The organism is Flavobacterium sp. UBA5153 (assembly GCA_002413745.1).
Lineage (GTDB): Bacteria > Bacteroidota > Bacteroidia > Flavobacteriales > Flavobacteriaceae > Flavobacterium.
The window spans coordinates 143815-161789 of sequence record DHXP01000018.1; the positions used below are offsets into that span (position 1 = coordinate 143815).

Genomic DNA, 17975 nt, shown 5'->3' on the forward strand with positions numbered 1-17975 from the left:
AAAATCCTGAAAGTTTCCAGTGCCGTTATTCTAAAATCAGAATATTTTGGTTGAATAAATTCCCTTATGGGTTGTATTATATTTGGGAAAATAACGAAGTGTTTATTTTAGCATTTTGGCATTCAAAAGAAGATATTCCTAATAAGCTTCCGCAGATTTTATAATTTTTCAAGTATTTAATACAAAGCAACAATCTCTTTTTTGTGTGTATTAAATGCTGATAGTTGCACTTTTGCCTAGTTTGCTTTTGTACACAAACAAAAAAACTACAATTTTTTTGGGTTGTAGTTTTTTCTAGTCATGTGGTTCTTTATAACGTTTAGCTGTTTCCTAAAAACATCAACATTTATTTAATTAGTTTCTCATAAAATTTTGACAAACTATCTTTACTTGCCAACTTATATAGCTCTAGAAATTTATCTTTCAATTCTTCACGATAACAGTTAAAGATTACGTCCATTCCGGTGTTTAAGTGAGAAACACCAATAACTTGGATTATTTTACTGTCTGTTAAAAACCCAAAAGAACAGCTCGCCCAAAACGCATAACTTTTAACCTGATTCTGTGAATTTTCTAATTCAGTTATCTTTTGAAGTCTTCCTTCTTTTTTTGCTTCAACTATCAAAAGGGATTGATTAACCAACGTAATATTTTTAGAATTGAATAAGGCGAAATCTATTTCTAATACTGTCTTTTTTGAGCCAATACTTGCTTTTACAGGCATGCCATCATATCTATCGTCATCGTCAAAACCCAGTCGTTTTAATAGTGGTATTATGAATTTATTTTCTACTTCTTTTTCTGTTAAAAATTGTTTCGTTTGGATTTCCTCAAACCAAGAGTCCGATTGATAATCATAAACTTCAAATTCTTCATTTTTGTTTTTTACTTCAATAATTTCTTTGGCTCTTTCCAATAGATATACTCTGTCATCAAGTTTAAGATTCCAAGTGTCTCCAAATTTCATAATACTTGGGCTTAACAAAACATTACGTTCCGCTAAAAGCTCTGTGATTTTTATAGCACTGTTTTCGGTTCGCTTCTTATAGCTAAAATGACCTAGTAAAGTTTTGACTTTAAGTTGTTTTGATTTTCCATTGCTTATGACTTCATTGGCTAGTTTATCGGCAATTTCTTTAATTGAAATTTTTGTCATAATAACGCTGTGTTTATTAGCTGTTTGAATTTTATTTATAGCTGTTTGAATTTTATTTATGGCTTTTTTTCTATTTTAAGTTAGCTAGAGAACTTTGAAGATTTTCAATTTCTTTCTTTTTGTATTCAATTTCTTTTTTATAGAAACCTAATTCTTTGGTGAATTTGGTTAATTCTGTCTTCTTTTGTTTTCTGAATTTTTCCTTACTAGAAATGGAAATTGCGTTTTTAATTTCTAAAGACAGTTCTTCCATTTTTCTTTTATTAAGACCTCGAAAGAAGATAATTTTATCACGCAGATTAACAATATCTCTTCGATAAATTTCAATCCTTCTTTTGTCAGATTCTTTATCCATTTTAATTCATTTTTTCAGTTATAGATTTGAAAAAGTCTTTTATAGGTGTTTCTTGTTTTTCCTTTTTTTCTAAAATTGACATTACGCCAATAATTAAGAAGAATATAACTCCAACAAATACAATTTTGTATTTATGGAAAAATGATTGTTTTTTAAATTTGCTAAATTGTTTATCAAAGTAGATTATTTCAAATTCTTTTGGAAACCTATTTTTTAATACATAAAGACATTGCTCATATTTTTTGAGGGCAGCATCAGAATAACTATTTGAAATTTTATTATCATCTTCCAAAGCACTTTTCCAAGGATTTGCTGAAATCATCATTGATAACTCATTCAAAACATCAATTAAATCTTCTTTTTTTTGAGGAACTTTTGTAGAGATTATTTGAGTAATATTTTTCTCATGTTCTAAATCGTCTTTTCTGTTTTTCTGATCTTCATATTCCAGCTTTTTATATTTTCTTTTATCCTCAAGTTTTAATCGCTTGTTTTCTCTTTCCTGTTCAAGAATTTCAAGTTCATTATCTCTCTGAATTTTTAAATTTCTTTTTACATTGTCGGAATTATCCGCATCTACTCTTTGATATTTTATAGCATGTTTATTTCCAAAAATGGAATTAGAAATTCTTCTACCAGTATCTCTACCAACTTGACCTTTTAATGAATTGAAAAATCCCATACTTTTTTATTTTCCTGATGATGTTAATGACATCATATCATCTGATAATTGCAATAATGTTTTAAATATTCTTATTAGTAATGGTATGTTCCATTAGATAATCGAGCATGTACTTTTTTGCCATTATATAAAGTTATCCAAGTCCATTCACCCTCATAATTATCCCTCACATAATTAATTTTATCAATTTCATTTTCCAATTCCGTAATTTGTTTACTTAAATTTTCTGCTGTTTTTTGATCGGTGGTTGATTTATATTTATCACGTAATTTATCTGCTTCTCTATCCTTTAAATTACATACTTCTGTATATTGGTCATATTTCAAAAATTTATTTGTTTTTGGATTAACATAGACTGGTTCTTTTATTCCAGGTATTTTTTTCCAAACTCCTAAAACAACATTTTTATTATGTAATTGACTTTTTAAATCATATAAAGAATCGATAGATTTACGATATTTACTTGATAATTTATCTCTATTTTCGATACCCCTATTATATTTATCTTGTATTTTTGGATAATTATTTTTTAATGAATCCATTGCTTTTTGACCATAATATTTAATGAATTTTTCAACTCTTTCATTATCGGATAAATAATATTCGGCATCTCTTAATACAATTTCTTCTTCTTCTGTTATTGGTTTTTTTAGTAATGCTTGTGATAAATCCTCCAATTCAAATATTTGATTGTCATAATATTTTTCATTTTTTATTTGCCCATTAATTGTTAATGCGCTTATTAACAATGAAATTGTAAGTAATATTTTCATATAGTATTTTATTTTTAAGTCTTATTTTCCTGACGCAGTTAATGTCATTGTATTATCCACTAATTTTGAATCATCTGGTGTTGCAACTTGAATTATAATTCCAAATTCTTCAGATATTTTTTTCTCAAAATTCCCGACTAACATTTTCCCGTTTACTTTTACTTCGCCACCTTTTGCTTCGGCTTTTCTTATTGAAGCTAAAGTTGCGTCGTCGTCAGCAAATTTTTTGCCAACATAAACCCGTAAAGTAGAAGCGTATGCTTCTTTAAAATTTGCTTTTAAGGTCTTAACCTTCATTTTGCCCGAGATTGATAAATCTGCCATAATTTTATTTTTATTAAGTTAGTTGTTTTTTATAATTTCATTCTTTTGGCATCGCCTAGTGTTAAATCATCAGCTAATAATTTTTTATTTTCGATGTCTGCAATTTGAACAACAATTCCAAAATTTTCTAGAAATGATGTTTCAACTTCCAATATTTTTTGATTTGCTTTGATTTTTAACTTGCTAGAATCGAAGTTGACAGAAGTTTGAGTTGTTCTTTGATCTAAAGTTTTCAAAGTCATTCTTCCATCATCAGCAAGTTTTTTTCCTTTATAAATTCTTAATGAAAGCCCAAACTTATTTTTAAACTGTTTGCATAAATCATTAACTTTCATTGTGCTTTCTACTTCAAAATCCGCTGAAGTCAATGCGTCTTTTAGTTTGTTTATAATTTTCATAGTTGTTTAATTTGGTATGATTATGCTATTTATCCAATGATTTTATGCCTCTATTAAGTTTTAGTTTAATGTTTGGTATGATAAAATTGAAGTTTTTTTGTTTTTATTACTCCAATTGTAAGGCGAGTAGCTTGTTTATAAGACGAATTTTTGTGCATAATATATTTGTCTCTTCTTTAATGTCTATTTTGTAAAACACTTCAAAACTACACAAATAAAATACAATGTTGTAATATATCATAACTTTTTTCATTCTATAATTTGGAATATCGCAATGTGTATGAAGAAAACAAACATAGCGAGAAAGAATACTTGATTTCTTTAGGTAAAAGAATAAAAGGGATACGTATGCAAAAGAAAATTTCGCAAACAGAAATTGCTTATCGTTGTGGTTTTGATAAAAGTAATTATAACACAATAGAATCGGGGAAAAGAAATCCTACTATAATTTCCTTATTGAAAATTGCAAAAGCTTTAGATATTTCTTTGATTGATTTGTTTCAGTTTTAACCTCAATCCAACAATTTCTTACTCACGCGACTACTCGCAATCAGCGAAGCGATAAAACCAAGCGTGACAATGGTTGCCAAAACAATCAAGACGTTTTCGATGGTAAAAACCACGGGATAAGCCAGCGTAGGCGTAATCATCACGAGTTCAAAATGTTGTTGCAATAAAACGATTGCAATTCCTAAAATCAATCCAATAATTCCGCCAAAAACACTCAATAATGTACCTTGAAGCAGGAATATTTTTCGTAAATCCTTGATTTCTGTTCCTAGGTTTAATAATGTTTTCAGGTTTCCTTTCTTGTCCAAAATCATCATAATTAACGCGCCAATCAAGTTAAAAAGTGCAATAATAATGACTAAAGTAAATATCAAATAAACGGCAAGATTCTCGGTATTCAACATTTTATACAAGGATTCGTTGAGTTGCGCCCTGTTTTTTATGGTAATTTTGTTGTTGAAAATGGTTTGCAGTTTGCTGACGATGGCATTTTCATCGGCGCCTTTTTTTTCCTTGATTTCAATTCCCGAAATTTGGTTGGTTTTATATTCCAATAATTCCTGTGCCAAACCCAAATCGGCAAAAACATATTTAGAATCTAGGTCTTCGCTTATGGCGTAAATCCCCACGGGGATAACAACCATTTTATTAAAAGCTTCCGCTGGATTTTCGATGGCGCCTTTTCCTGGTTTTGGAGCCAAAACTTCCAGCTGATTATTAAAATCAAGTAAACCCATCGAGAATTTCTCTGCAATTCCGTAGCCCACAACCACTTGGTACGTGTCCTGTTTTAGCCAATCGCCATTGTAAATCTTTTTTTTGATGCTATTTACCTTGCTAAAAGCGGGGTCAACACCTTTCAAATAAGTAACTTCTTGCTTTCCGTTAAAAATAAATAAAACACGCTCTTCTATTATTTTGCTATAAGAAACCACACCATCAATTTCCTTAATTTGGTTTTCTTGTGAAGGCGAAATAAAAAATGATTTTCCTAAAGTGCCGCTTATTTTTAAATCAGGATCAATGTCGTTTGAAAAGGAAAGACTAAAAACCTTTAATCCGCTAAAAACGGATAAAACCACGAACAAGGCCATTGCGCCAACAATTATTCCCATACTGGCAATGCGATTGATTATATTAATGGCATTGTTTTTACTGCTGCTAAAAATATAACGTTTGGCTATGTAAAGTGGGAAATTCAATTTATGACTGTCTGCGTTTTTCTAAAAGATCACGGTTTTCAATAGGATTTTCTTTGGAGGACAGGGCATTGTCAATTTTTTCAATATAGTCCAATGAGTCGTCAATGAAGAACACTAAATTGGGTACTTTTCGCAATTGCAAGCGCACTCTTTGCGACAAATCGTGTTTGATTAATTTAGAATTCGTTTTTATGGATGCCAAAGTTTCCTTTGCTTTTTCTTGGGGAAAAATGCTTAAATGTACCGTCGCCACTGATAAATCTGTAGTCACGCTAACCTTGGATATCGAAATTATTAAATTTGTAATTCCGTTTTTTCTCACTTCACCTTGTAGAATATCAACCAAATCTTTTTGGATAACTCCACCTATTTTTTTCTGTCTATTTGTTTCCATAGTGCAAAAATACGATTTTTTTATAGTCTCAAAGTCTCAAAGTTCCAAAGTTTAATTTTATTAGAATTTTTAAATTATGTAAATTTGATAAATTAGAAATTTCATAACTTTTTTAATTGTATATATTTACAAAAAATCTTTGAGACTCAGTGCCTTTACTTCGTCAGTTTGCTGTCGCTCAGGTGCGGTAAAATAGTTAAACAATGAAAAAAATTGAACATATAGGAATTGCAGTCAACGACTTAGAGGTTGCGGTCATAATTTACGAAAAACTCTTCGGTGTTCCATCTTACAAACAGGAAGAAGTCGCCAGCGAAGGAGTTAAAACCGCATTTTTTATGAACGGACCCAACAAAATTGAACTCCTTGAAGCCACTAACCCTGAAAGTCCCATTGCAAAATTTATAGCCAAAAAAGGGGAGGGAATACATCATATTGCTTTCGAAGTTGAGGATATTACACTTGAGATAGTGCGTTTAAAAAAAGAAGGATTTGTCATTTTGAACGAAATTCCAAAAAAAGGAGCCGATAATAAATTAGTTTCTTTTTTACATCCAAAAAGTACAAATGGGGTTTTGATAGAGTTGTGTCAGGAAATGCGATAATTCGATTTATTGTAGAATCTTGTTGGAATAGGATTCTGGTAATCAGTTGTTTCCTGTCCTGAATATTATAATAATGCAACTATCTAAAAATCTAGCTCAAAAATAGTTGCATCAAATTAAAAATAGTGGTAATATTGCAACCTCATAAACGGTCCTATAGCTCATTCGGTTAGAGCAACTGACTCATAATCAGTAGGTGCTTGGTTCGATTCCAAGTGGGACCACAAAAACTGCTCCTCAAGGTCTTGATCTTGTGGGGTTTTTTTTATGTAAACAATCAAAAAAGTATTTCGTCGACAAAACGAACACTTTAATCGGATGAGTTGTTGTTTTGTTACAAAAAAAAAATAACTTTACAGTCACTATTTTATAGGATTATGAGTTATGGATCAAGAGGGTCATATTGTTTTTTTATAAAAATTGATTTATTTCTTTAGACAAATATGAAAACTATTGTAAATATTTTTTTTACTATAATCATATGCCTTTTTGGTGTTATAAATGTTTTTGCAGAACCCTCTCCGCCGTCACCTGGAGCAAGAAAACCGCCACCACCTCCGGGATTACCTATCGATGATGGTCTTTATATATTATTTATATTAGGATTGTTGTATGGGATTTACATCATTTATGGACGTCATTTAAATAATAAGACTCCAATTTAAGTTTATTTTTTTATAAAAATCTCGTTTTATTTATTAGCGTACAATCTAGAGACATATTTACCGATAACGTCAAATTCAAGATTCACTTTTGTGTCTACTTCAAAGATTTTAAAATTGGTGTGTTCATAAGTATAGGGAATAATGGCAACACTAAACTCGTTTTTTCTTGAATTTACCACCGTCAAACTCACTCCGTTTACAGTAATAGATCCTTTTTCAATGGTTATGTTTTCGAGTGTTTCATCGTATTCAAAAGTGTAATACCAACTCCCATTTGTTTCTTTCACAGCAATACAATTTCCTATTTGGTCAACATGTCCTTGTACGATATGACCATCCAGACGATCTCCCAATTTCATTGCTCTTTCAAGGTTGACCATATCGCCAGTTTTCCAATAGGATATATTCGTCTTTTTTATCGTTTCGCCAATGGCCGTTACGGTATAAAGATTGTCGCTTATGGCAACCACCGTCATGCAAATGCCGTTATGTGCGACGCTTTGGTCTATTTTAAGTTCGCCAGTAATAGCGGAAGCTATTGTTATGTGAACATTATCTTTGTCTTTTTTGATTTCTTGGATTGTACCAAGTGTTTCTATAATTCCTGTAAACATTTCTTATTTTATTTTACTAAATTTGCACTTCAAAATTAGCAATAAATATCTTGAGGTTATGATAAAAAAAGCAGAAAATATAATCGTCGGAATTTCAATAGGGGATTTAAACGGTATTGGAAGCGAAGTTGTTCTAAAAACATTCGAGGATTCGCGTATGTTAGAGCTATGCACGCCAGTTATTTTTGCCAATGTAAAAATGCTTTCTTTTGCAAAAAAGAGCTTCGGATCTACAACAATGCTCCAAGGAATTGATAGATTGGACCAAATCGTCTTAGGGAAAATAAATGTTTTGAATGTTTGGCAAGAAGGAGTGGATGTTAATTTTGGGGTAAATGATGAAAAAATTGGAAAATATGCCATAAAATCATTTGTTGCAGCTACAAAGGCTTTAAAAGAAGGTTTCATAGATGTATTGGTAACTGCCCCAATAAATAAATACAATATTCAGTCGGAAGATTTTAAATTTCCAGGACATACTGATTATTTAGACCAAGAATTAGAAGGCAACGCATTAATGATGATGGTTCAAGATAATCTAAGAGTGGGATTGTTGACTGATCATATTCCTTTAAACAAGGTTGCATCGCATCTTACGGAAGATTTGATTAGACAAAAAATAGAAACGGTAAAACAATCGTTGATACAGGATTTTAGCATCAACAAACCAAAAATAGCTGTCTTGGGATTAAATCCACATTGTGGAGATGGCGGTGTTATAGGCACGGAAGACGATGCAATATTGAAGCCGGCATTGAAAAAAATATTTGATAAAGGAACATTAGTATTCGGACCCTTTGCAGCCGATGGTTTTTTTGGAAGCAATCAATACGAAAAATATGATGCCATTATTGCAACGTATCACGATCAGGGGTTGATTCCTTTTAAAACATTGTCTTTTGGTAAAGGGGTGAATTATACTGCGGGTTTAAATAAAATTAGAACTTCGCCAGATCATGGGACTGCTTATGATATAGCCGGGAAAGGTATAGCGGATTATAACTCTTTCAAAGAAGCTGTTTATCTTGCAATAGACATCTATCATTCCAGAAATCAATATGCGGAAATCAGCCAAAAACCCTTAAAAACAAAAGAAAAATAGACTTAAATAAAAAAAGGCAAATAACATTATTAGATTTACAATAATTTTATATCTTTGCACTCCCGAAGTTTAGGGCAAATTGTTGTTGAAATGAACAAGACAAAAGAATTTTTAATTCCTTTTATAGGATTAAAGCCAGGAAAGCATCATTTTGAATATCAAATAAATAATGCGTTCTTTGAAATCTTTGATTATCACGAATTTAATAATTCAAACATCAAAGTAAATGTAGTTTTAGAGAAAAAAAGCACCCTGTTGGAGTTGGCTTTCAAACATGAAGGGACTGTAAATGTTCCTTGTGATATGACAAACGAAGAATTTGATTTGCCTATAAAAGGCAATATGAAATTGATTGTGCGTTTTGGAGATGCTTTCAATAACGACAACGAAGAGTTGCTCATTTTGCCACATGGAGAGTTTCAGATAGATATTGCACAGTATATATATGAAATGATTGTACTTTCCGTACCTCTAAGGCGAGTTCATCCAGGGGTAAAAGATGGGAGTTTAAATACCGAAGCCTTGACAAAACTGAAAGAACTGACATTAAAAGAGCATAAAGAAGAACAAAAAGAAGAACAAAAAGAAGAACAAAAAGAAGAAAATATTGACCCGCGCTGGGACAAATTAAAGCAACTATTAACGGATAAATAATATAGTAAAATGGCACATCCTAAGAGAAAAATCTCCAAAACAAGAAGAGATAAAAGAAGAACACATTATAAAGCTACTGTAGCACAAATCGCTACTTGTCCAATCACTGGCGAAGCACATTTGTATCACAGAGCCTACTGGCATGAAGGAAAAATGTATTACAGAGGGCAAGTTGTTATAGATAAATCTGTAGCTGTTGCTTAATATGTTTTTGTAAATGATATTAAAACTCTCACTATGTGAGAGTTTTTTTGTTGTTTATAATTTTCATTAAATAAGAAGTTCTAATACAATAAGGTTTAGAATTTTTTTTGTACTTTTCAAGTCTTTTAAAAATTTTTCAAATGGCAGCATTTGGCAAGAAATAATCGAATACAATGAATACAATTACAGCCGCAATTACAGCTGTTGGAGCTTATGTCCCAGACTATGTGCTTACAAACAAGCTTCTCGAAACAATGGTTGACACAAATGATGAGTGGATAACCTCCCGTACAGGAATAAAAGAAAGAAGAATTCTCAAAGGAGAAGGAAAGGGAACGTCTTATCTAGCCATAAAAGCATCACAAGATTTATTAGCTAAGGCCAATGTTGATCCTTTAGAAATAGATTTAGTAATAGTTGCAACTGCAACACCTGATATGCCTGTTGCAGCCACAGCAGTATATGTAGCCACCGAAATAGGAGCAACAAATGCTTTTGGATTCGATTTACAAGCAGCATGTTCAGGTTTTTTATATGGCATGTCTGTTGCTGCCGCCTACATTCAATCAGGAAGATATAAAAAAGTACTGCTGATTGGTGCCGATAAAATGTCCTCTATAGTAGATTATACCGATAGATCAACATGTATAATTTTTGGCGATGGTGCTGGCGCGGCATTATTCGAACCCAATTATGAAGGACTTGGATTGCAAGATGAATATTTGCGAAGTGATGGTATTGGTCGTGACTTTTTAAAAATTGAGGCAGGAGGATCTCTTCTTCCAACATCCATCCAAACAATTAATGACAATAAACACAAAATTATCCAAGACGGTAAAGCCGTTTTTAAATATGCTGTTATCAATATGGCTGATTCAAGTGAGCTAATTATGAAAAGAAATAACTTAACCAATGAAGATATAAATTGGTTAGTTCCTCACCAGGCCAATAAACGAATCATTGATGCCACGGCAAATAGAATGAATTTAGAAGAGTCAAAAGTATTGATGAATATAGAGAAATATGGAAACACAACCTCTGCAACCTTACCATTAGTGCTTAACGATTTTGAACATCTATTCAAAAAAGGGGAGACGATTATTTTAGCTGCTTTCGGCGGAGGATTTACGTGGGGTTCTATTTACCTTAAATGGGCATACGATAAAAAATAAATTAAACTAAAAATATAATTATGGATTTAAAAGAGATTCAAAACCTAATCAAATTTGTAGCAAATTCAGGAGTTGCAGAAGTTAAATTAGAGATGGATGATGTGAAAATCACCATTAGAACAACTTTAGAAGGAAATGTATCAGAAACAACATACGTTCAGCAAATGCCCGCTCAACCGGTTCTTCAACAAGCGGTAACTTCTCAGCAAACTGCTCCAGTAGTCTCAACTCCAGAAGCGCCAGCAGCAGAAAATTCTCATTACATAACTATAAAATCTCCAATTATTGGAACTTTCTATAGAAAACCATCACCAGACAAACCTGTGTTTGTTGAAGTAGGAAAAACCATTTCTAAAGGGGATGTACTTTGTGTTATTGAAGCGATGAAATTATTTAACGAAATCGAATCGGAAGTTTCCGGTAAAATCGTCAAAATTTTAGTTGACGATATGTCACCAGTTGAATATGACCAACCTTTATTTTTAGTAGACCCGTCATAATAAATTTTGAATGATGAATTTTGAATGATAAATTATTAGCTGTCATTCGAATAATTTAAAATTTATAATTTATAATTTATAATTTCAAAAGATGTTTAAAAAAATATTAATTGCAAATAGGGGAGAAATTGCACTTCGCATAATTAGAACTTGTAAAGAAATGGGCATCAAAACAGTGGCTGTTTATTCTACTGCCGATGCCGAAAGTTTACACGTGAAGTTTGCCGACGAAGCCGTTTGCATTGGTCCACCTCCAAGCAACTTGTCTTATTTAAAAATGTCAAGTATCATTGCCGCCGCTGAAATTACCAATGCGGATGCAATACATCCTGGATATGGATTTCTTTCCGAGAATTCAAAATTTTCAAAGATATGTCAAGAACATGGCATTAAATTTATAGGGGCTTCTCCAGAAATGATCGATAGAATGGGGGATAAAGCTTCGGCCAAAGCCACCATGAAAGCCGCTGGAGTACCGTGTGTTCCAGGTTCTGAGGGACTTTTAGAATCATTTGAACAAGCACAAGAACTTTCCAAAAAAATGGGCTATCCCGTTATGCTAAAGGCAACTGCCGGTGGTGGTGGAAAGGGAATGCGTGCCGTTTGGAAAGAAGAAGATTTACTGAAAGCATGGGAAAGTGCTCGTCAAGAATCGGCGGCAGCCTTTGGAAATGACGGAATGTATCTAGAAAAATTAATCGAAGAACCGCGTCACATCGAAATTCAAATTGTTGGTGATGCTTATGGGAAAGCATGTCATCTTTCCGAAAGAGATTGTTCGATACAACGCCGCCATCAAAAATTGACAGAGGAAACTCCTTCTCCATTCATGACCGACGAACTACGTCAAAAAATGGGTGAAGCAGCGGTAAAAGCGGCAGAATATATCAGGTATGAAGGTGCGGGAACAGTGGAGTTTTTAGTTGACAAACACCGTAATTTCTATTTTATGGAGATGAATACCCGTATTCAGGTGGAACACCCAATTACGGAGCAAGTAATTGATTATGATTTAATCCGCGAGCAAATTATGGTAGCTGCCGGAATTCCAATTTCAGGTAAAAATTATTTACCACAATTGCACGCCATCGAATGCCGTATCAATGCCGAAGATCCTTATAATGACTTCAGGCCTTCGCCAGGAAAAATAACCACACTTCATATGCCAGGTGGTCATGGAGTTCGATTGGACACTCATGTGTATTCGGGCTACACTATTCCGCCAAATTACGATTCCATGATTGCAAAATTGATCACGACAGCCCAGTCCCGTGAAGAAGCGATTGGCAAAATGAGAAGAGCTTTAGATGAATTTGTGATTGAAGGAATAAAAACAACGATACCTTTCCATAGACAATTGATGGATGATCCAAGATATATTGCCGGAGATTATACCACGGCTTTTATGGATACTTTTAAAATGAATGATCCAGAATAAGATCTAAATTTTATATTTATAAAAAAATCCCGTTAGTCTAGGCTAACGGGATTTTATGTTTAATGAATGCTGAAAATATTATAAAGTTTCTTTCAACCATTTATAAAATTCTCTTTGCCAAACCAGTGCGTTTTGAGGTTTTAAAACCCAGTGGTTTTCTTCCGGTAAATAGATGAATCTGCTTTTTATGCCCCGCAATTGAGCCGCTTGAAAGGCTTCTTGTGATTGTCCTATTGGAACCCTGAAATCAATGCCTCCTTGAATAATTAATATAGGAGTATTCCATTTTTCTACAAAGTTGGCAGGGTTAAATTTTGTATAGGTTTTTTGGGCGACCGTATTGTCTTTTTCCCAATAAGCACCACCAAAATCCCAGTTGTTAAAGAAAACTTCTTCGGTTGTGCCAAACATACTTTGCGTATTGAAAACGCCATCATGAGCGATAAAAGTCTTGAATCGATTGTTGTGAATTCCGGCTAAATAATACACGGAATAACCACCGTAACTAGCTCCAACACAACCCAAACGGGTTTTGTCAACATAACTTTCTTTAGCCACTTCGTCGATTGCCGAAAGATAATCGTCCATTACCTGTCCTCCCCAATCTTTACTTATTTGTTCATTCCATTCCACACCATGACCTTGCATTCCACGTCGGTTTGGAGCCACAATAATATAACCTTGGGCCGCCATTAAAGAGAAATTCCAACGAAAAGAATAGCTTTGTGTCAAGGGAGATTGTGGCCCGCCTTGGCAATATAAAAGTGTTGGATATTTTTTTGAAGCATCAAAATTGGGAGGAAGAATAACCCAAACCAACATTTTTTTGCCATCGGTTGTGCTAATATATTTTCTTTCCGTTTTGCTTAGCGTCAAGGAATTATAAGTTGCGGTATTTACATTTGATAATTGTTTCCAACTATTTTTCTTTAAGTCAAAGGAAAAAATCTCCGAAGCATGGTTCATGTCGGTTCTGGTAACGATAATGTTTTTACCAGAAAAACCAACCAAATTATTGACGTCGAAATCGCCGTTGGTTATTTGTTTGACGGTGGCGGCAATTTTGGTTAAACCAGGAAAATTGACTTCAAATAATTGTTTTGTTCCGTCAATTGGTGCAACAAAATAGATTTTTTCACCCTCTTTGCTCCACATAAAACTGTCAACTGTTCCGTCCCAACCGGCCGTTAAATTGATGTTCATTCCTTTGAAATTTACAACAATATCGTTTTTATCAGCTTCATAGCCTTCACGTTTCATCTGCAACCAAGTCAAGTCTCCCGCTGGAGAAAAAGCTGGATTAGTGTCGTAACCTAAGTTCTCTTCGGTTAGATTGATGGTTTTTTCAGTTTCCAGATTATATTCATAAATATTTGTATTAGTGCTGGTGGCATAGGCTGTTCCCGCTTTTTTCTTGCACACATATAAAATATTTTTGCTGTCAGGAGACCAAATATAATCTTCGTCTCCGCCAAAAGGTTTTTGTGGACTATCAAAATTTTCGTCTTTTAGGATATCAATCCCAACGGAGCCTTCTTTGTTTTCCTTGAAAAAAACATGATTGAATTTTCCTTCGTTCCATTTGTCCCAATGGCGATAATCCAATCCGTTGTATATTTGAACATTTGATTTTTTTAATTCAGGATAAAAATCTTTCCCGTGTATTTTGCCTATTTTCACCTCTTCATGGTAGACTATATAGTTGGAGTCAGGAGAAGTGTTTTTGTCTTTCAATAAATTTTTGGTATCTGCTACTTCAATTGGATTTCCTCCATTTATTGGTAAAGTAAAAAATTTAGATTCCAATTTATTTTCTTCAACGGAAGGCGTACTTATTTTATAAACTATGTTTTTCTCATCTTTAGAAATGCCTAAGGCGGTTACTCTTCCAAGTTTCCAGAGCAATTCTGGTGACATCACGTTTTGGGCCATAGTATTTAAGCTCATTATTATCAGGGTTAAAAGCAATATTTTTTTCATAATTTGAAATGTTTTATTTTTTTTAAAAATACAAATTCTAATTGTTATAGGCATTAGTTATTTCAAACTTAATTTTGAAAACGGGAAGCATTTATTTACTTTTATAAAAATTTTTAGATTCAATCAAGCACATGGCAACAAAAATAGTATCAAAAAAAGCGAAACAACCGGCAAAAAAAAATTCAGGAAGCTTTATGGGTGAACTGACCCATTTTTTATTCAAGGCATTTTTGTGGTTCCTTGGACTTTCTCTTTTTTTCGTGGTATTTTTCAAGTTTGTACCGGTGCCGTTCACTCCTTTGATGGTGATTCGTGCCATTGAAAATAAATCAGCCGGGAAGGAAATTTATTTCAGTCATGACTGGGAACCCATCGAAAATATTTCGGTTAATTTACAAAAAGCGGTAATTGCAAGCGAGGATGGAAATTTTCTTGTTCATAATGGGTTTGATTTCAAGGCAATGCAAAAAGCTTACAAAAGCAATGAAAGAGGCCGAAAAATAAAAGGGGGAAGCACCATTTCGCAGCAAACCGCCAAAAACGTGTTTTTATGGCAAGGAAGAAGTTATATACGTAAAGGATTAGAAGCTTATTTTACCGTTTTAATAGAAATAATTTGGGGTAAAGAAAGAATTATGGAAGTCTATTTGAATAGCATCGAAATGGGAGATGGAGTTTACGGAGCCCAAGCTGCCGCGAAACATTGGTACAGGAAAGACGCCTCGGATCTTACGCCACAGCAGGCTGCGGGAATCGCCGCCATATTGCCCAATCCAAGAAAATTTTCTGCTACAAGTTCCTCCTCTTATATTAATAACAGAAAAGCAAAAATTGTTCGGGTAATGCAACATATTGGTAAAATTAACTATAAAATTAAATCCCATTAGCAATTGAATAATTCAATTAAGCTATTGGGATTAAGTGTGATTTTAACTTATTATCTTAGTGCTTTTTAACTAATTTTTCTTTTTCTAAAGATTAAAATTCAACCCCAAAACGATGTTTCTTCCTATGTTTGGAATACCATCGGTTTTCAAGCGTGATAAGTGCGCTATATAAGTTTTATTCAATACATTATTTCCATTCAGGTTAACATCAAAAGCCGTTTTGCCCAATTTTATTTTCCCTCCAAGACCAAGATTTAGTAAAGTATAACCATTAGATTTTGTTTCGAAACCACTCACTTTATTTTGATTGAAGGTGCTGGAAACATTCAATGTTGCAAAACCGTCTTCAAGCCAGTTTTTGATGATAAAGTTTGTTCTGACGGTGTTGTTCCAGTTATTTGCGGGAATTAGAGGCAAGAAATCTCCATTTTGTTTTTTGCCGGTAACGGTTTCAAAACTGGTTTCAAAGTGTAGCCAATCCAAAGGATGCGGATGAAAATGCAGTCCAATTTCGCCTCCATATAATTTGGCATTGCTTTGAATATAATCAAAAACATCAAAACCATTAATTTGATTTCCTGCCGGCGAAGTGTAAATGTAATTGTTGATATGATTGTAAAATCCATTGGCAAAAAACTCAAGATGGCTATTTTTGTATTCTAAATTCACGTCGGTTTGCACGTTTTGTTCCGTTTTCAAGTCGCTGTTTCCCACTTCATAACGATTGGTTCCTTCGTGAACTCCGTTTGAAGTCAATTCGGCTAAATTTGGCGCTCTAAATCCAGAAGCCACATTCAGTCGCAACGACAAATCGTTAGCCAAATTAGTTTTATAACCCATCGATGCATTAATGCTATTGAATGTTTTATTGATGGCCTCAAATGACCCTTCCGCACCAATAATTCCATGGTTTTCGCTGGTAATATTCCTGTTGTCAAAACGAATTCCTGCTTGCAATACATTCGATTTCCATTCATAATTTCCAGTTCCGAAAACTCCAAAATCATTCGTCGCTGCATCCGGAATCAAATAATCTACACCTGTATTCGCATTGGTTTGGCTCATTCCTTGAATACCAATGATAGATTCAAATTTGCCGAATTTTGGCAAATGGTATTTTGCGTCGTAATTGAAAGTTTTCAATTTCATGCGTAAACTGGCAACATTGCTGTCAGTAAACTCGCTACGGTCATTGGCAATATAACCCAAATCGACATCCAATTTTGAGTTTTTGAAGAAGAAAATATTGTTTAAACTCAATAAGTTGTTATAAACGCCCTGTTTTGGGAATGTTGTTGTCTTTGTCGTAGTTTGTTCCGCAATACCGAAATCCGGCATTCCTAAATCCAATTTGTTGAAATTATATCGAAATACACTTGAAAATTTAGAATTGATGTATCCTATTCCGGTTTTGAAATCACTCTCGTTATATCTCGTATTGGTCACTCGATTTCCATCGGGACCCGAGGTCGAAGACCGAACTGGCGAAGCAATTTTATAATCAGAATGGGTGTTGTAACTTCCACGAACCAAGAATTTCCAGTTATCTGTAGATGTTTTTAATCCCAAAGAAGAATTACTCCCTAAAGTATTCGAGAATAATTTTTGGCTAAAATTAGCATTGAAAGTATTTGCTTCAGCAAATTTTTCTGGATTAAAATACAAAACACCACCCAATGCATCCGAGCCATAAAGCAAGGAAGCGGGGCCTTTTATGACTTCGACACTTTCTATCCCGGAATCGTTTAATCCTAAACCGTGTTCATCGCCAAATTGTTGATTTTCAAGTCGAACCCCTTGTGAATACACCAAAACCCGATTGCCACTCAAACCCCGAATGACGGGTTTGCCAATAGAAGTTCCAGTAGAAACTTGGGAAACTCCGGGAATGGTGGCCAATCCTTCGATTAAGGTAGAAGTTCCTTTTTGTTGCAATGATTTGATACTTTCGTGTTCGACTTTCATTACATTTTGCGATTGTATTTTATTGAAAGCGGTTGAAATGATTACTTCGTCCATTTGAAACGCAGTTTCTTTAAGGATAATATTTAAGGCGTTTTCTTTCTGTTTACTGTCCAGGATTTTATTTTGGGTTTCAAATCCTACGTAGACAAAAGTTAATTTCACCTTTCCATTTGGAAGATTCGTAAGGAAATATTTTCCATTTTCATTTGTCGAAGTTCCTTTGTGTAATTCCGGTGCATAAACAGAAACGCCTATTATCGGGTGATTTTTAGCATCGGTTATTGTTCCAGAAATTGTATTTTGCGCGTGGAGCATAGCCGAAAATCCTATAATTAGGATGATTATAATTTTTTTCATTGAATTTTTTATTGTTAAAAACGAAATTTTCTTCTAAA

The 17975-nt window shown here is 33.5% G+C and carries 21 protein-coding genes and 1 tRNA gene; 11 read left to right on the forward strand and 11 right to left on the reverse strand.

Annotated features, from left to right (window positions below; all coding sequences use genetic code 11):
• Positions 1-346: 346 nt before the first annotated feature.
• From B2145_RS04215 to B2145_RS04240, 6 genes are all read right to left on the reverse strand, one after another.
• Entirely contained in the window at positions 347-1156 is an 810-nt protein-coding gene (locus tag B2145_RS04215) for a type I restriction enzyme HsdR N-terminal domain-containing protein (RefSeq protein WP_291098653.1), read from the reverse strand.
• A gap of 70 nt (positions 1157-1226) precedes the next feature.
• Positions 1227-1511, reverse strand: a complete 285-nt coding sequence (locus tag B2145_RS04220) for a hypothetical protein (protein WP_291098656.1) — start codon at positions 1509-1511, stop codon at positions 1227-1229.
• A 1-nt stretch (position 1512) separates the two neighbouring features.
• Positions 1513-2193 carry a hypothetical protein gene (locus B2145_RS04225; RefSeq protein WP_291098659.1) on the reverse strand — a complete coding sequence of 227 codons (681 nt, stop codon included), beginning with the start codon at positions 2191-2193 and terminating at the stop codon, positions 1513-1515.
• Between the two features lie 74 nt (positions 2194-2267).
• A complete protein-coding gene (locus tag B2145_RS04230; RefSeq protein ID WP_291098660.1) occupies positions 2268-2966 on the reverse strand; it encodes a hypothetical protein in 699 nt (232 codons plus the stop codon).
• 21 nt (positions 2967-2987) lie between these two features.
• Positions 2988-3290, reverse strand: coding sequence for a hypothetical protein (locus B2145_RS04235; protein WP_291098662.1), 303 nt, complete (start codon positions 3288-3290; stop codon positions 2988-2990).
• Positions 3291-3319: 29 nt separating this feature from the next.
• Positions 3320-3688, reverse strand: a complete 369-nt coding sequence (locus tag B2145_RS04240) for a hypothetical protein (RefSeq protein WP_291098665.1) — start codon at positions 3686-3688, stop codon at positions 3320-3322.
• A 276-nt stretch (positions 3689-3964) separates the two neighbouring features.
• On the opposite strand from B2145_RS04240, the gene B2145_RS04245 reads away from it, so the two are divergent.
• Positions 3965-4198 carry a helix-turn-helix domain-containing protein gene (locus B2145_RS04245; RefSeq protein WP_291098668.1) on the forward strand — a complete coding sequence of 78 codons (234 nt, stop codon included), beginning with the start codon at positions 3965-3967 and terminating at the stop codon, positions 4196-4198.
• 2 nt (positions 4199-4200) lie between these two features.
• Here the strand turns inward: B2145_RS04245 and B2145_RS04250 are convergent, their stop codons facing one another.
• Positions 4201-5400 (reverse strand): ABC transporter permease, encoded by a 1200-nt coding sequence (locus tag B2145_RS04250; protein WP_291098671.1) that lies wholly within the window; start codon positions 5398-5400, stop codon positions 4201-4203.
• A 1-nt stretch (position 5401) separates the two neighbouring features.
• Positions 5402-5794, reverse strand: a complete 393-nt coding sequence (gene rbfA / locus B2145_RS04255; RefSeq protein ID WP_291098674.1) for a 30S ribosome-binding factor RbfA — start codon at positions 5792-5794, stop codon at positions 5402-5404.
• 203 nt (positions 5795-5997) lie between these two features.
• Here rbfA and mce point away from each other — a divergent pair, with 203 nt between their 5' ends.
• The 3 genes from mce to B2145_RS04270 all read left to right on the forward strand — a co-directional run bounded on the left by mce (position 5998) and on the right by B2145_RS04270 (position 7064).
• On the forward strand, positions 5998-6399 hold the full coding sequence (gene mce / locus B2145_RS04260; RefSeq protein ID WP_291098677.1) for a methylmalonyl-CoA epimerase: 402 nt from the start codon (positions 5998-6000) through the stop codon (positions 6397-6399).
• A gap of 150 nt (positions 6400-6549) precedes the next feature.
• Positions 6550-6623 (forward strand) — tRNA-Ile (locus B2145_RS04265).
• A 219-nt stretch (positions 6624-6842) separates the two neighbouring features.
• On the forward strand, positions 6843-7064 hold the full coding sequence (locus B2145_RS04270) for a hypothetical protein (protein ID WP_291098680.1): 222 nt from the start codon (positions 6843-6845) through the stop codon (positions 7062-7064).
• Positions 7065-7090: 26 nt separating this feature from the next.
• Here the strand turns inward: B2145_RS04270 and B2145_RS04275 are convergent, their stop codons facing one another.
• Complete coding sequence (locus B2145_RS04275; protein WP_291098682.1) at positions 7091-7678, reverse strand: riboflavin synthase; 588 nt, start codon at positions 7676-7678, stop codon at positions 7091-7093.
• A gap of 58 nt (positions 7679-7736) precedes the next feature.
• Here B2145_RS04275 and pdxA point away from each other — a divergent pair, with 58 nt between their 5' ends.
• The 6 genes from pdxA (at position 7737) to accC (ending at position 12748) form a co-directional block, all read left to right on the forward strand.
• Positions 7737-8780: a 4-hydroxythreonine-4-phosphate dehydrogenase PdxA gene (pdxA, locus tag B2145_RS04280; protein ID WP_291098684.1), complete on the forward strand. Its 1044-nt coding sequence runs from the start codon at positions 7737-7739 to the stop codon at positions 8778-8780.
• Positions 8781-8870: 90 nt separating this feature from the next.
• Complete coding sequence (locus tag B2145_RS04285) at positions 8871-9434, forward strand: YceD family protein (protein ID WP_291098687.1); 564 nt, start codon at positions 8871-8873, stop codon at positions 9432-9434.
• 9 nt (positions 9435-9443) lie between these two features.
• Positions 9444-9638: a 50S ribosomal protein L32 gene (gene rpmF / locus B2145_RS04290; RefSeq protein WP_007137315.1), complete on the forward strand. Its 195-nt coding sequence runs from the start codon at positions 9444-9446 to the stop codon at positions 9636-9638.
• 173 nt (positions 9639-9811) lie between these two features.
• A complete protein-coding gene (locus B2145_RS04295; RefSeq protein ID WP_291098691.1) occupies positions 9812-10810 on the forward strand; it encodes a beta-ketoacyl-ACP synthase III in 999 nt (332 codons plus the stop codon).
• A 20-nt stretch (positions 10811-10830) separates the two neighbouring features.
• The gene (accB, locus tag B2145_RS04300; protein WP_291098694.1) at positions 10831-11310 is read left to right on the forward strand and encodes an acetyl-CoA carboxylase biotin carboxyl carrier protein; all 480 of its coding nucleotides are present in this window, start codon (positions 10831-10833) and stop codon (positions 11308-11310) included.
• 91 nt (positions 11311-11401) lie between these two features.
• Positions 11402-12748 carry an acetyl-CoA carboxylase biotin carboxylase subunit gene (accC, locus tag B2145_RS04305; protein ID WP_291098697.1) on the forward strand — a complete coding sequence of 449 codons (1347 nt, stop codon included), beginning with the start codon at positions 11402-11404 and terminating at the stop codon, positions 12746-12748.
• Between the two features lie 78 nt (positions 12749-12826).
• Here accC and B2145_RS04310 read toward each other — a convergent pair whose 3' ends face one another.
• Positions 12827-14728, reverse strand: a complete 1902-nt coding sequence (locus B2145_RS04310) for a S9 family peptidase (RefSeq protein ID WP_291098700.1) — start codon at positions 14726-14728, stop codon at positions 12827-12829.
• A gap of 131 nt (positions 14729-14859) precedes the next feature.
• On the opposite strand from B2145_RS04310, the gene mtgA reads away from it, so the two are divergent.
• Positions 14860-15615, forward strand: coding sequence for a monofunctional biosynthetic peptidoglycan transglycosylase (gene mtgA / locus B2145_RS04315; protein WP_291098703.1), 756 nt, complete (start codon positions 14860-14862; stop codon positions 15613-15615).
• Positions 15616-15699: 84 nt separating this feature from the next.
• On the opposite strand, the gene B2145_RS04320 is transcribed toward mtgA, so the two are convergent.
• Positions 15700-17937: a TonB-dependent receptor gene (locus B2145_RS04320; RefSeq protein ID WP_291098706.1), complete on the reverse strand. Its 2238-nt coding sequence runs from the start codon at positions 17935-17937 to the stop codon at positions 15700-15702.
• Between the last annotated feature and the right edge of the window lie 38 nt (positions 17938-17975).

Coding starts and splice junctions, on each gene's coding strand:
- B2145_RS04215 (WP_291098653.1), bottom strand. CDS start 1,156: ATGACAAAAATTTCAATTAAAGAAATTGCCGATAAACTAGCCAATGAA.
- B2145_RS04220 (WP_291098656.1), bottom strand. CDS start 1,511: ATGGATAAAGAATCTGACAAAAGAAGGATTGAAATTTATCGAAGAGAT.
- B2145_RS04225 (WP_291098659.1), bottom strand. CDS start 2,193: ATGGGATTTTTCAATTCATTAAAAGGTCAAGTTGGTAGAGATACTGGT.
- B2145_RS04230 (WP_291098660.1), bottom strand. CDS start 2,966: ATGAAAATATTACTTACAATTTCATTGTTAATAAGCGCATTAACAATT.
- B2145_RS04235 (WP_291098662.1), bottom strand. CDS start 3,290: ATGGCAGATTTATCAATCTCGGGCAAAATGAAGGTTAAGACCTTAAAA.
- B2145_RS04240 (WP_291098665.1), bottom strand. CDS start 3,688: ATGAAAATTATAAACAAACTAAAAGACGCATTGACTTCAGCGGATTTT.
- rbfA (WP_291098674.1), bottom strand. CDS start 5,794: ATGGAAACAAATAGACAGAAAAAAATAGGTGGAGTTATCCAAAAAGAT.
- mce (WP_291098677.1), top strand. CDS start 5,998: ATGAAAAAAATTGAACATATAGGAATTGCAGTCAACGACTTAGAGGTT.
- B2145_RS04270 (WP_291098680.1), top strand. CDS start 6,843: ATGAAAACTATTGTAAATATTTTTTTTACTATAATCATATGCCTTTTT.
- B2145_RS04275 (WP_291098682.1), bottom strand. CDS start 7,678: ATGTTTACAGGAATTATAGAAACACTTGGTACAATCCAAGAAATCAAA.
- pdxA (WP_291098684.1), top strand. CDS start 7,737: ATGATAAAAAAAGCAGAAAATATAATCGTCGGAATTTCAATAGGGGAT.
- B2145_RS04285 (WP_291098687.1), top strand. CDS start 8,871: ATGAACAAGACAAAAGAATTTTTAATTCCTTTTATAGGATTAAAGCCA.
- rpmF (WP_007137315.1), top strand. CDS start 9,444: ATGGCACATCCTAAGAGAAAAATCTCCAAAACAAGAAGAGATAAAAGA.
- B2145_RS04295 (WP_291098691.1), top strand. CDS start 9,812: ATGAATACAATTACAGCCGCAATTACAGCTGTTGGAGCTTATGTCCCA.
- accB (WP_291098694.1), top strand. CDS start 10,831: ATGGATTTAAAAGAGATTCAAAACCTAATCAAATTTGTAGCAAATTCA.
- accC (WP_291098697.1), top strand. CDS start 11,402: ATGTTTAAAAAAATATTAATTGCAAATAGGGGAGAAATTGCACTTCGC.
- B2145_RS04310 (WP_291098700.1), bottom strand. CDS start 14,728: ATGAAAAAAATATTGCTTTTAACCCTGATAATAATGAGCTTAAATACT.
- mtgA (WP_291098703.1), top strand. CDS start 14,860: ATGGCAACAAAAATAGTATCAAAAAAAGCGAAACAACCGGCAAAAAAA.
- B2145_RS04320 (WP_291098706.1), bottom strand. CDS start 17,937: ATGAAAAAAATTATAATCATCCTAATTATAGGATTTTCGGCTATGCTC.